Raw genomic sequence first — 13,668 nt, forward strand, 5'->3', positions numbered from 1 at the left:
AAAAGCTACTAAACATTGTGTAACATATTTATTAAGGAGTACGGTTGAGAAATTACACGTAAACTATAAATAAGCTAGATAAAGTTACTTAGTATATTCCGTGAATACACAGGAATAATCAGAAATAACTAAATAGGTCAAGCCACGATAGCACTTTTACCTCTATACGGTTAAAGGTTAATATTCGGAAGTAAACGGCGTAATAATCTAATTAGCGGAGTTTCAATTTTAATTTTAAAGGCTAGTATCTGGGTGCGTTGCAGGGAGTTAAAATTATTATCACTGATGAGAATTAATGATTGTTGACCATACTGTAGTTTTGGGCCAAGAGTTAAGCCTTCGATGTTGTCTAGCAGTACATCTAGTTTTCTCAAATCTAACAACAGTTTTTTCTTAACTGGTTTAATGTTTTTGGAGTCAACTGCTAAAAGGCTATCAATATTATGAATATCATCGGCTCCTTCTAAAGAAACTTGAAACAGCGAAATAGCAAATCCTAAACCAGTGAAAGATCGTTCTAAACTTATGAAGTGTCCTTGATTATCGAGAGCAAGTAAATCGGGTAATCCACTAGCGAATTTGCCGATTAGATTCAAAAATGGTGTAACTGGTTCAGTTTGGTAAAGAAATTCCCTTTCTAGCTGGTTGTTGAGCAAGTTGTATTGCAAAATTCGGCAAGGACTACCGATGTTAGGTTTAGCTGCGACACCATCTTGAATTAGAGCATTTTCAGTGGCTGTGAATAAATGCTTGTTATCGGGTGTGATGGTGAGGCTTTCAAAAGCCAAATTGTTGCGGATACCTTTTTGATTAGTTTTATCTGGTAAAAATTTGTTTGGTATGGTAAGTGTAACAATTTCTTTACCAGAAGATAGTGAAAATTCTTTAATAGAAGGATTAATTAATTTTTCTGTATTGCCTTCAGAAGAAATAAATACAGTGGCTTTGTTAGTTAATGCAATACCTTCTGTATCAGTTTCACCAGGGCGAAATGTTTGACCATTTTCATTTAATAAGCTAGTAAAGCTGACTGGAATAATTCCACCTTTTTGTAGGGAACTTTTGCTCAAGTCGATTTTCAAGGTGTAGAAACGAGCAGCAGCTTTTTGTCCGCGATCGTCGGAGATAGCGTAATAAAGGTTATTTTTTGCATTATATGTAATTCCAGATAAACCTCCAACTTCAGTTTTTTGAAAGATTAGACCTTTCGGTAAGGTGGCTTCCCCGATAAATTCTATGCTACTGACTTCAATACCATTTGACGGAAAGTTTGTGAATATGAAGCTAATAATTAAAATCGGGATTAAAAAGTAAATAATTCGTGGGAATACAAAGATTTTTTTAATGAACTGCATGGAAAACTATTGCTAAATTTTGAAATTCATCAACAAGATAACACTGAAACAGTAGTGATACTAGTTCTGAATGAAGATGTGCTAAACCATGTTATAAATTAAGTACAAGAAAGAGAAACGAATCGTATACTCCTACGGAGAAGCAAGCTACGCACAGCGTCTTGTAGAGAAGGACGCAAAGAAATGAAGTTAAAAAGTTTGGTGCAGTCTCACAAAGAAATGGTATGAGTACTCTGTACTCATTAAGCAAGTCGCAAACCATATTCATCTTGGAAAAAGTTGACAAGCCATTCTTTGACTTGATGAGTGGCGCGGCAATCATCTTCATTATAACGTTGGATAGTTTCTAATAAGGTGCGATCGCCTGTTTCTAACCATTGATCGTACCAGTAAATACACTTGGCACCACTGGCTTCTTTGTCACGCCACTCAAATCCTATCCAACGAGCGATCGCTTTCAAGGCATAGCTTTCTACGGGCAATGCTACACTTTGGGTTAATTGCTCATACACATCCACAAATCGATTCAGTACAGGACGCACTAAGGAGTGTGGAGTGCCATAAAGTTTTGCCAACCGTTTGACTGTATCAAACTCGTAGACACAAAAATGATAAATTGGCGCTTCGGGGTATTGCCAAACCAAATCCAAAAATTGCTGCCAAACTAATTCTTCGTCTGCTGGTTTGTCTGCTAAAAAGGAATAAAATTGTTCTGTATTATTTTGTCTATTAACGACTAAAACTCCTAAGAGATAATCTAAATCTAAGTCTGGCTGGGCTTCAATATCAAAATAAAGCTCTATGGGTGCTGTGAATGTAATATCTTTTGTTGGTAGCGGGTAGGGTAAAATTAGAGGTTGTTTTTCTAGTGCAGATTGAGCTTGCACTACCAATTTAGGAGCTACTTGACTGTCAAAACCAAGTAGGTTTTCTAAGCTGCTGGGACTGGTGTTAGCAAGAGATTCCAGTGTGGTAATGTTTAAGGCTTGGAGTTGAGTGTAGCGAAGGGGTGTTACACCTGGTAACAATGAAAGATGTTTTTCAGATTGAGCGATCGCATAACATTCACTATACCAATGGCAAAAATTGCACTTTTGGCGAGAGATAAACACCTCTGGCGGATTCGGTAACTCTAAAACTTGAATAAACTCATCCAAAATCTGCTGCATTCGTGGTGTCCATTTGCACAGATCGACTGCATAATTTGTATTTTTGGTTCGCAATATGAGCAAAGCTGTTTCAGGTGCAACTCCCTGCACTGTTGTCAACACTTGGGCATGAAATGCAGCGACAACCTGATATTCTTGCTTAGGGCGCTTACCCAGTTCAATACTAGCCGGAACGTAGATCCAATCTCCAAAATGGGATTGTCCTGGTTGTTTTACAAGTAAATCTGGACGACTTAGCAGGGTGTCTGCTTCAGAATAATTTGCTAACAGTACTCCTTTATAGATGTACTCAACCCCTCGCTGCATCAATTCTAAAGTTGCTTTCTCTCCCTTTTCCCAGTTTCCATAAGAATAATCTGGTTGATGATAAGTCATCTGTGCTATAACACTCAACTGATGAGCGATTTTGTCCTGTTGCAACTTCCGTAGCAACTCATTGGGAGCATCGCGCTGACTTTTGTCACCGTGGATATCTAGAAAAGGTCGGCGTTTACAGCGTTGATATTGCAGTAGGAGTTCAGCATTAATTAGCATCCTTTTAAGTTAACAAGAATTAGCAGAATCTGGGAGTAACTCTGGCAATTAAAATCTGGAAGTGGCGATCGCGTTTACGTTTAATTTGTTGTTTATTTTATACTGTCAACAGCTAGCTATTGGCGTAAACAGCACAAACGTTTGCTTTTCTGCCAAATTACAACTGAGAGAAAGTAAAAATCACAGTTTATCCATTATTGCAAGGGTAGATGACAAAACAACATGAGCCGTGTCTGATCTGTAAGTGTGTCACACTCTGGAGAAAGGGTCAGAATCCCTACTTGATCTACAAATTCGAGCATTCAATCTTTGTGATTGGCGATCGTCTGAATATCAATAGCCTACAAACAGCAGATATCCCTTGTGAATTATGACTAGTATTTCAGCATCACCAATCAAGCTGCATCACCATCGAGAGCAATTTCCGGCTTTAAAGAATAAGGCTTATTTTAACTATGGGGGACAAGGACCGATGCCCCAAAGGGCAATGGATGCGATCGCCCAAACTCAAGCTTATGTTCAAGAAATAGGCCCCTTTGGTAATGAGGCGTATAGCTGGATAGCACCCCAGACTCAAGCCGCAAGAGAAGCGATCGCTTTGGAGTTAAATGCACCAAGCCAAACAATTACTCTTACCCAGAATGTCACTATTGGCTGTAATATTGCCATGTGGGGCATCGAGTGGCGTGCTGGCGACCATCTACTGCTTTCAGACTGCGAACATCCAGGCGTGATTGCCACAGCTGGGGAAATCTCGCGGAGATTCGCTGTGGAAGTTACCACTTGTCCCCTAAAAGCGACTTTAAATGAGGGCGACCCTGTAACCATCATTGCCCAGCACTTGCGCCCCAATACCCGCCTAGTAATATTGAGTCATGTTTTCTGGAATACTGGTCAAGTTTTACCTCTTGATAAAATTGCCGAAGTATGCAGAAATAATCATTCTTTTTTACTGATAGATGCTGCCCAATCTGCTGGTTTATTGCCTTTAAACTTAAGTGAATTGGGAGTAGATTTTTATGCTTTTACTGGTCACAAATGGTTATGTGGCCCTGCGGGTGCTGGTGGTTTGTATGTCCGACCAGAAGCACGAGAAAGCTTGAAACCTACGTTTATTGGTTTGAATGGCATTGTTGTAGATAGTCAATCTCAACCTGTGGATTGGCTTCCAGATGGGCGACGATACGAAGTATCTACATTAGCTTATCCGTTGTATCTTGGGTTAAAGGAAGCGATCGCAATTCATCAGCAATGGGGAACGTCACAGGAACGTTACGAGCAAATTTGCCATAACAGTGAGTATCTCTGGCGACAATTGATAGCGTTATCCGATATTAAATGTTTGCGAACTTCCCCACCCGAAAGCGGTATAGTCTCCTTCAAACTTGCAAATAATCAGCCTCAAGCTCATTTGAAGTTGGTACAATTTTTAGACTCACAAAGGATATTAACTCGGACAATTGCCGATCCTAGCTGTATACGCGTTAGCGTCCATTACTTTACTTTAGAATCGGAAATCGACCAATTGATTGAAGCGATTCAAAGTTTTTGCAAAATTAATTAAAAGTTATGAGTTGTAAGTTAGCGTGTAAAAATTATGATTTCAACTCCTAACTCATAACTCCTAACTCCTAACTTGAAAATGGAACGCCCAATCTTATACTTAGCCATAACAAACCACGGCTTTGGTCATGCTACCCGCACGGCATCTATAGCCGCAACTATTCAAAAATTATGTCCAGAAGTTCTGCTAATTGTGGTGAGTACTGCCCCACGTTGGCTGCTAGAGTGCTATATAGAAGGCGATTTTATCTATCGTCCCCGTGCATTTGATTTGGGTGTGGTTCAAACGGATAGTTTGACAATGGATAAAGTAGCGACTTTAGAAAAGTTGCTGGATATTAAGAAGCATCAAAATTCGCTGATTGCCTCAGAAGTGAATTTTATCCGTCAAAATCGCGTTAATCTCATTTTGGCAGATATTCCCTTCCTGGCTCCCGGATTTGCCAAAGCTGCAAATATTCCCTGCTGGATGATGAGTAACTTTGGCTGGGACTTTATCTACCGAGATTGGGGAGGTGAATTTACCGCAGTTGCAGATTGGATTAGTGATTGGTATTCAAAGTGCGATCGCCTATTTCGTCTCCCTTTCCACGAAGCAATGCCAGCTTTTAACAATATCACAGATGTCGGCTTAACAGGCGGTTCCCCCCGTTACTCTGCTGATGATTTACGTTCTCTTTGGGGAATAACTGCACCAGTCGAAAAAACCATTTTGTTGACCTTTGGCGGATTGGGTTTACAGCAAATTCCTTATGATAACCTACAGCGATTTCCAGATTGGCAATTTATCGTATTCGATCAATCTGCCCCTGATTTACCTAATTTAGTGAAAATTAATGACCACAAATACCGCCCTGTAGATTTTATGCCTATTTGTGGACGAGTAGTTTCTAAACCTGGTTACAGTACTTTTTCTGAAGCCACAATACTAGGAGTACCAATTGTCACCATACCGCGTGAAGACTTTGCCGAAGCAACTTTTATCGTAGAAGGTATAACTGATTATAATCAGCATCAAATTATCACCCCATCTGAGTTTTTTCAAGGGACTTGGAATTTTCTTCATGAGTTACCCCAACTACCAAAGCAATCTCAACTAATTGCTAAGGATGGTAATGAAGCGATCGCTCAAGCTGTTATCAATTATTGCCAGACTAAAAATAGTAGATAATATTCCTCAGAATAGATGAGATTGGCGAATTATTAACAGGACTTACCCCCACAAACGCATCTTATTTACTAATAAAAACTAAAAAAGATTTCAAAATAATATAGATAATCCTAAAAGTTGCTATAATCTATATTTAGATGCGTTCGCCCTGGTTTTACCCGAATCGCCTACTTCTGGATAGATTCGACTAATTTAATTTTATTTCCTAGTCGCTTTTTTGCTAAATCTAACATTTGTTTAGAAATGTCAATTCCTGTAAAGTTACAATTCGGTTTTAGTTTTAAGACTCTTTCTGCTATTAGACCTGTGCCTACTCCTATCTCTACTATGTTATTAAAGTCTCTAATTATAGGAAACAGAGATTTAACGACCTCATCGTGGTAGTCAGTGCAAATATATTGAAATAATAAATCATAATAGTTTGCTCTGTCGGCGTATATATTCATAGAAACCTCGTCAAAGTCGGCACTTGAACCGAAGAAATCTTATAAGTAGATATTAATTATACTGGACTTTAGACTAAAGTCAATCACATTCAGTACAGTACTGTCATTAAAGGATAGTACGCAATTGACGCTGTTTTCGTAGTGCCAGAATGCAATGGCGTACTCGACTACCGAAGGCTATTGCCGAAGGCTTAAGCTTCGCTTATCGCTTCCAGCGGGCGGGTACGCCGTCGCTTCAACTAGTTATTTAAGACTTAATTTCAGATGAGTTTAATTAACATTATGTCAAGCTAATGCAATAATTTTTGATAATTTATTGAGGATATAATAACCAGTTAGATTTTCAGTAACTAGTAACTCTAATAATTACGGTTTACTTTGCTAAAAATCATTAATTTTGATCGGAACAATTAGTTTTTTACGAATTTAATAAATATAGTTTTGTAACATTTTTAGTAAACATTCTCAAGGGACACGATATTTGGATCAGATCCTAATTTTGGTAATGGTTGAGTAGTGTGGCGATCGCAAGAACAATTTGTTTAATATGCTTATAATACCTTAATTTCAGGATTCCACATGACTCACTACCAAAAGTTACTCAAAATTTCTACTACTGGCAAATCTTTTCAAAACATCACCGCAAAAATTGAAGCTATAGTTGCAGAATCGGGAGTAGAAACTGGCCTTTGTACTTTATTTTTGCGCCACACTTCAGCTAGTTTAGTAATCCAAGAAAATGCTGATCCTGATGTACTTGTAGATTTAGCTAACTTTATGGCAAAACTTGTGCCAGAATCAGGCAAATACATTCATGATGCCGAAGGTTCCGATGATATGCCGGCACACATTCGTACTGCACTTACCCATACTTCTGAACATATACCTATTAATCGTGGTCATTTGGCATTAGGAACTTGGCAGGGAATTTATATTTGGGAACATCGTCAACGCAGTCATTCTAGGGAACTAGTTGTCCACATTTCTGCATAGCAAATTTCTTAAATTTAGAAACCGTAGTGAAATTTTATTAGGACTTACGCAAGTGTCCTATTTTTTTGTGCAGCTTGTCCAAAGTCAATAATCAATAATCCCAAAATCTTAACTTTTGGGAGACTATACTAAGTATTTTTACACTCTTGGAATAGGAAAATTCCTTTATTGATAATTAACTAGACATATACTGAGCATCTCATGTCAGTTTGTAAACTTAAAAGTTAAGTTTATTTATATAAGTTTAATAACTTATTTATTTTAATATAAAATAACACTTAATGTAACCTGCTTGGGCTACTTCGATTACTATGAAGCAAAAACTAACGCCAACTCATACTTTTCAACTTATTGATGAAATCCTTACCCGGCAGTCTGTTAATTTATTATCACTTAATCCCCAAAAAACATTAATTACCAGCTTTGCAGAATTAGAAAATTTGATTGCAGAACAAAACACCGACATTCAAATTATCACAACCATTCAAGCAACTATTGAAAACATAGTCCGTACTCAGTTGCAAAATTTTCCAGAAAACATCTTCTGGGATTTTGATTTTTTGGTAAGTAGTATGCTTCGGCAGGCTTTAAACGCAGATGAGGGCGCTATTCCTTTCTTAAAGGTTTTTGGTGAAAAGATGGTTTGTCTGACAGAGATGTTCGGAAATAAAACGGAAATACGCTTTCGTTATGTTCATGATTTTATGTATGGATTTGACTGGGCAAGATGGGTACAAAAAGAGCCACAAAAACGCGCACATATAGAACCTTTTGGTCTGTTATTTTTGGATTATTTGCTCGCCAAAGGTAAGGAACTTTTACAACGTATTAATCATGGTCAGATCGTATCTTATAAACTGTGTGAAACAGGCTACCGCAACCCCTTCACCTTTTCTCGTGAACCAGAAGATGAATATCGGCTGCTAACTTATCTTGCTGAAGAACAACTTATTCCAGTAGCAGCATGGAACTGGAATGCTAGCCCTGTATGGAACAAACCTTTTCAGGATATGCGCCAGCAATTAGCATTAAAATTAAATATTAAACCACAGAAACGCTGATTAGCAATTTTTAATTGCTAAAGAAAAGAATTATGAAAATTGCTGATTTAATTACTTGGTTTGAAGCATGGGCAAATCCCGCTTGGTGTGAAAGCTGGGATAATTGTGGCTGGCAAATTGAGCCAGGTATTTTGCAGGAAAAAACACGGGTATTGGTGTGTTTGACGCCGACTTTGGCGGTAATGCAGGAAGCGATCGCAGAAAATGCTAATCTGATATTCGCCCATCACCCATTGATTTTTAATCCTCTCAAATCTTTACGCACTAGTGAAGCGATCGCCGAAATGGTACGGTTAGCCTTTACTCACAATATTGGTATTTACACTGCTCACACGAATTTTGACCAAGTGCAAGATGGAACTGCTGACGTATTAGCTCAGATTTTAGAACTCAAAGAAGTTACTCCTATAGAACTTACACAAGCAGGATTAGGATATGGCCGTGTTGGTTTGCTAGAGCCATTTCTGACATTACAGGAATTACTTACAACTATTCAAACCCGACTTTCTCCTCCTAATTTGATTTTTTCTCCAACTGCTGATTTACAGCAAACAATTTCACGAGTTGCTGTTTTGGGTGGTTCGGGGGCTAGTTACATTTCAGCCGTCGCTAAAACAGGTGCCCAAGCTTATCTGACTTCTGATTGTAAATTCCATCAGTTTCAAGAAAGCCGCGATGCCTACGGCGGGCTGGGCCTACGCAATCTCATTTTAATCGATGCTGGACATTACGCTACCGAACGTCCGGCTTGCGAGCGCTTGGTGCAAAAATTCCAATCTTTAAACTTAGACTGGGTGCAATTAAGTCAAAAAGATGAAGATTTCCGCCAGTTTTTTGCTTGATTGCTGATGTTTCATTATATTTTGTCGATGTTTTTTGAAAAAATTGTTGTATTTTAATTTTGTTAAGGTATCAGCCTTTCAACATTGATGCTGAAAATTCCTGTGCCCTTTTATCTGTGTATATTTAGAGTATCGAAAACTCATATTGTGATATAAATCACTGATTGAGCGTAATACTAATCACACAGTATTAATGTTTCATATCAATTAGCAAGAGAGGAAAATGTTCCACACTAGACCTAATAATTTGCTCACTCTGCCCTAATCAAGATGATTCGCACAATTATTGCATCTGCTTTTCAAACTGGATATCTTAGTGTTGAATCTGAGGGTTTACTCCAGCAGGTGCTAGCCACTAAATGCTATCATTCAGAGGATTTGCCAGACCTTGCAGCCCTATACGATGCAGTTCGCGCCGGAAAAATTAAACGAGAAGCATCCTCATCGAACGTGCTTATAGAATTTCCTTTACCACATAAATCCTCCTAAGACTTATGGAGTAGAATTTTCTCATGGTCTTTTCCGTCTACCTCTTCCTTTACTCTGTTGCCTTTTTTCAGGCAAAAACCTGAAAAACTCAAAACTATTTGGGTGTTGTTGTTGAAAAGCATCAAGGTCAGCAAGAGAATGAGTTAAGATCAGATACAAGTGGGTAAAAGTAAAGCTAAGTCCCCGGACTTCCCAGTAATGCCAATGATTAAAAGTAGGCAAGTTAAACAACCGCAATCAACGATTGTTTTCGAGTATTCTTTATTACATAATGGTAAGAATGACTCACCAACAAATATAAACCTGGTTAGGACAGGTACCGAATTGTTTGACTTCTATAGAAGCAGACATTCCCTAGAATAAACCGGAGGGAGATTGAGTTCATTATTAGAGCATCTGATTTATGACCCAATATTATCCTGATATTTTGACAACTAACAGCAAATCTTGGGATTGGGTGATGAAGCGTACTTGTTCTCAATAGTGAAATTAAGCTCTTAAAGGTGTAATGTAATGGGGTAGAACCCAGATTTTGACAGGTTTAACTACGTTGTTTAAAAAGGCAGAAACAATACATGCTACACCGCAAGATTTATCAACTGTGTTGCGATGGGCGCGAGGTATGTGTTTTCTTGCGGGACCAGCAACGCTGGATTGAACGCGCCCGCATCATAGACATAGAGGGAGATTTAGTGACCCTACGCTATGAAACAGATGAAGAGGATGAAGTTTGCTCTTGGGAAGAAATGGTTCGCCTCGAGAGCATTGGTGCTGTAACGCAAAAATTGGCTTCAGTACCACGCGGTAATGTAGAACCTCTGATGACTGAAGATTGTCCAGAAGCAGAGCGCATTCACAACCGTTACACTGACTCGAATCCAGAATAAATAATCAGTGCTGAGTGCTGAGTATCGAGTGCTGAGTAATAAATCCTAACTCAGGACTCAGAACTCAGGACTCAGGACTAGATAAACCTTCAAAGGCAGGACAGTAACCTTCGAGAGTTACCTTAAAGTTATACAACGGAGAAGCTGGGTTCCAACACCGCTGCCCCCTTTGATGTCGGCAAGTACCACAACAGTCTACATCTGCCCATGTATAGCGATCGCTGTTTTGGTTGAGCAGTTCTCGTTGAGACAATCCCCTTAATACTAATTCTTCCCCTTGCCAACGAGCTTCGATTAAACCAGTATCGGCAAATTGCCGCCAACGCGTATCAGCAGTAATCACATTGGGTAGGGTGATTGTGATTACTGTTCCTAACTCTGTCAGTTCGCCTTCATAGTTAGTCTCTGGTGCTGCTGGTTGTAAAAATGTGTCGCCTATGGGCAGTTCTACTAAGGTGTCAGCCGCCGGAGAATGTACGTGGTAGCGGTTTTGCAACTCCTCTAAGCTAGTCAAGTCTGCCAAGTAGGCAGGGGAACCGTGGACAAAAATCACGTGCTGTGGTCGCAAATTATGAATTAGCTGCGTAGTACCAGGGCCATCGCTATGTTGAGCTAAGAGATAAGTTTCAAGAGTGGTGGGCGCTAAATATTCTTTGTTAACTTTTATATCAATCTTTTCTGGTAGAAGAATCAGCCAAGGCCCGGTGTCTAATTGGCAGTGTTCGCCTAAATCAGATGTCGAATCGGTGAGGACAATACAAGGTGACTTACCTACACTGGGACGATGTTCTGGTTGTAGACGACGCACGCGGGGACGTACCCGTTCATCCCAAAACAAGGGTTGATGGCGGGCGAAGTTCTGCACTGATGGGGGGAGATGGGGCAGCAGTTCAAGATATGCATCACATCCCGTGGCGACAGTACCATCTACCCAAATATCTAAATCTCGTCCGGTGAAGTGGTGATGCGATCGCAAGAGCATTAATAATTCTTGACCTAATCCTAAAGCCGGGGTAGGAAGGATTACAGAACAATGGTCAGCGATCGCTCGATTAATTCGCTCGGCTAATTGATTTTCTTGGTTGCGGCGATGGGGATGACGGGATGTCCCATAACTACCTTCAATGATTAGCACATCCAAGTCTAAACCCCGCAGTTCCTCTAAACGCAAACCTTCTACTAGTCGGGAGTTCGATAAGAAAAAGTCCCCTGTATACAGTAGCTTGTAAGTCCGCTGCTGGGTGGTGTAGGTGAGGAGAATTGCTACTGCTCCTGGTAGATGCCCGGCGGGAAATAATTCTACCACCAAACCATCTTGGAATTCCACAGGCGATCGCAATGGCAAGGCATGACAAAATTGGGAAATTTCCTTCGGGTCTTCGTCTACCCAATTCAGTGGTAGTAACTTGCTAGTTACTTCACTACCATATATCGGTAACTTGGGAAAAGCTTTATGCAGTTCCAGTAAGCCTTTAGCGTGATCTGGGTGGGCGTGACTAATCAAAACTAAATCTGCTGGTAGGGGCGAACTACTTCCAGGTACCGACTTGGTAAGCCCCTTAGCCAGCGATGAAATATCCTCCAAACCACAGTCTAAGAGAATGCGGTGTGGCCCCATTTTCACCAATAAACACACGCCCTCATTGTCATGCTGGACGCTATAGGGCAAACATTCTAATTCACTACCCGCTTCCGCAGCATGTACGCGAGAGGATGCCGATAGATTATCCCTCATGCTCTCCTCCCCTCAAACCTCATCATCATGGACATATCTCAAAAGCCAAAAGTTACACAAATTTTGCTTTTGTGACTTAGGGGTAAGTTTTATCGTGCGCCCCTACACCCTGAAAATACGGATTTTTGATTGGGGAGGACGCCTGCACCGAACCCGCACTGTTCGGAAAGGTGGGCTAACGAAAAGCTATCAAACTAGTAACTCAAGCAGTTTGCCTCTGGTTTCTTTTCCCTTTACAAGTTTTGAGCGCTCTTAGCAACTCACCCTCCGGGAAGTCGATCGAGCGTCTACAGATTTATCTCAATGTGCGGAGCCATTGCCATGATAGTTATCTGAATCATAGAATCCATTCTTCGTGCCAAAAAATAAGCACGAAAGCGTAAATATAACTGTTAATCCAGCTAGAATCAACTTTACATCCATTTGTTTGCTGCCCTTTACTCAAAGACTTTCCTATATTAATTTAGTGCTTCCGCAATCAAACGGAATCACTAGAAAATCTTTACTATGCTTATATGGATTGGGCAATAGGTAAATTCACCACAATCAGTCAGATTGTAGAACCTTTCGGTCAAGCTGTCTATCCATCTAGATGTAAAGTAAAGCAATATGACAAGGAGCAATCGTCTACAGCCCGTAAAAATCCTCATCTAAAATCTGCTCAATCGCGAAAAAGGACAAACGGTGGGATATTCACTTTCTTGGGGTATCCGAATCCCAAACTTAGCCAGCTTACCTTCCTTAATCCCTAACTTTCGAGCATCTGGGTAGGCTTTTTCCACTGCCTCTATTAGAAAACTTTTTAGAGAAGGAGTATCTGCCAAATTATTCAGAACTCGCTGACGGTGTTCCAGTATTGAGCTATACCAGCTTCCTTTCATGCTATCAGGGGCATCATGCTCAACTCGCAACTTGAGTAAATGCGCTAATAAAATTGTTAGATTGCTTTTGAGGGCATTTTTCTCTGCCTTACTTAAATCAACTAGCTCCTCAATTAAATGCTCAATATCCAACGCTTCAAATTCATGATCGTGTAAATGTTGAATGGTTTGCTCAATCCATAATTGTAAATCGCGCTCGTATAGCGGGTTAGGCATTTCTCAGTTCAACTCCTAACTATTCAACATTCCAGCTAGCCCAGAAGTTTATTCGATTGTAGCGATGAAAGCGATCGCACTTAGAGGATGTTTAAAAAGCTATTACCGTTATGGATGTTTTTGCTCTACCTAGGGAATTCCATCAAGCAGGATAGGAATGTTTATGTTGGGCAAAGGATGCAACATTTGAACTAATGAATGCAAAATTGCATCCACCCAACGCGTACAGCCTGGGGGAATTATCAATGTGTCCAGTGTTTCGTCCTCAATGGTCAAGTATCTATGAGGCAATACAGGATACCAGACCACAGCGCCACAAGCTGATA

11 protein-coding genes and 1 pseudogene are annotated in these 13,668 nt (G+C 40.0%); 7 read left to right on the forward strand and 5 right to left on the reverse strand.

Annotated features, from left to right (window positions below; translation table 11 throughout):
• Nucleotides 1–170 precede the first annotated feature (170 nt).
• Nucleotides 171–1,355: an esterase-like activity of phytase family protein gene (locus ACFE93_RS15185; RefSeq protein WP_375474075.1), complete on the reverse strand. Its 1,185-nt coding sequence runs from the start codon at nucleotides 1,353–1,355 to the stop codon at nucleotides 171–173.
• Nucleotides 1,356–1,597: 242 nt separating this feature from the next.
• Nucleotides 1,598–3,058, reverse strand: coding sequence for a TM0106 family RecB-like putative nuclease (locus ACFE93_RS15190; protein WP_375474076.1), 1,461 nt, complete (start codon nucleotides 3,056–3,058; stop codon nucleotides 1,598–1,600).
• A gap of 370 nt (nucleotides 3,059–3,428) precedes the next feature.
• Here ACFE93_RS15190 and ACFE93_RS15195 point away from each other — a divergent pair, with 370 nt between their 5' ends.
• Entirely contained in the window at nucleotides 3,429–4,622 is a 1,194-nt protein-coding gene (locus ACFE93_RS15195) for an aminotransferase class V-fold PLP-dependent enzyme (RefSeq protein WP_375474077.1), read from the forward strand.
• A 78-nt stretch (nucleotides 4,623–4,700) separates the two neighbouring features.
• Nucleotides 4,701–5,792 (forward strand): glycosyl transferase, encoded by a 1,092-nt coding sequence (locus ACFE93_RS15200; protein ID WP_375474078.1) that lies wholly within the window; start codon nucleotides 4,701–4,703, stop codon nucleotides 5,790–5,792.
• Between the two features lie 167 nt (nucleotides 5,793–5,959).
• Here ACFE93_RS15200 and ACFE93_RS15205 read toward each other — a convergent pair whose 3' ends face one another.
• Nucleotides 5,960–6,238 (reverse strand): class I SAM-dependent methyltransferase, encoded by a 279-nt coding sequence (locus tag ACFE93_RS15205; RefSeq protein WP_375474079.1) that lies wholly within the window; start codon nucleotides 6,236–6,238, stop codon nucleotides 5,960–5,962.
• A 579-nt stretch (nucleotides 6,239–6,817) separates the two neighbouring features.
• Between ACFE93_RS15205 and ACFE93_RS15210 the strand changes: the two genes are divergently transcribed.
• The 5 genes from ACFE93_RS15210 to ACFE93_RS15230 all read left to right on the forward strand — a co-directional run bounded on the left by ACFE93_RS15210 (nucleotide 6,818) and on the right by ACFE93_RS15230 (nucleotide 10,510).
• Nucleotides 6,818–7,231, forward strand: a complete 414-nt coding sequence (locus ACFE93_RS15210; protein WP_375474080.1) for a secondary thiamine-phosphate synthase enzyme YjbQ — start codon at nucleotides 6,818–6,820, stop codon at nucleotides 7,229–7,231.
• 311 nt (nucleotides 7,232–7,542) lie between these two features.
• Nucleotides 7,543–8,292: a hypothetical protein gene (locus ACFE93_RS15215; RefSeq protein WP_375474081.1), complete on the forward strand. Its 750-nt coding sequence runs from the start codon at nucleotides 7,543–7,545 to the stop codon at nucleotides 8,290–8,292.
• Nucleotides 8,293–8,324: 32 nt separating this feature from the next.
• Nucleotides 8,325–9,134, forward strand: coding sequence for a Nif3-like dinuclear metal center hexameric protein (locus ACFE93_RS15220; RefSeq protein WP_375474082.1), 810 nt, complete (start codon nucleotides 8,325–8,327; stop codon nucleotides 9,132–9,134).
• Between the two features lie 270 nt (nucleotides 9,135–9,404).
• The gene (locus ACFE93_RS15225) at nucleotides 9,405–9,623 is read left to right on the forward strand and encodes a hypothetical protein (RefSeq protein WP_375474083.1); all 219 of its coding nucleotides are present in this window, start codon (nucleotides 9,405–9,407) and stop codon (nucleotides 9,621–9,623) included.
• Nucleotides 9,624–10,198: 575 nt separating this feature from the next.
• Nucleotides 10,199–10,510 (forward strand): DUF6679 family protein, encoded by a 312-nt coding sequence (locus ACFE93_RS15230; RefSeq protein WP_104904797.1) that lies wholly within the window; start codon nucleotides 10,199–10,201, stop codon nucleotides 10,508–10,510.
• Between the two features lie 64 nt (nucleotides 10,511–10,574).
• Here ACFE93_RS15230 and ACFE93_RS15235 read toward each other — a convergent pair whose 3' ends face one another.
• Nucleotides 10,575–12,245, reverse strand: a complete 1,671-nt coding sequence (locus ACFE93_RS15235) for an MBL fold metallo-hydrolase (RefSeq protein WP_375474084.1) — start codon at nucleotides 12,243–12,245, stop codon at nucleotides 10,575–10,577.
• A gap of 627 nt (nucleotides 12,246–12,872) precedes the next feature.
• Nucleotides 12,873–13,342: pseudogene (locus ACFE93_RS15240) on the reverse strand (DUF29 domain-containing protein).
• Nucleotides 13,343–13,668: the final 326 nt, after the last annotated feature.

Origin of the sequence: uncultured Nostoc sp. (assembly GCF_964247315.1) — a bacterium.
Classification (GTDB): Bacteria; Cyanobacteriota; Cyanobacteriia; order Cyanobacteriales; family Nostocaceae; genus Nostoc.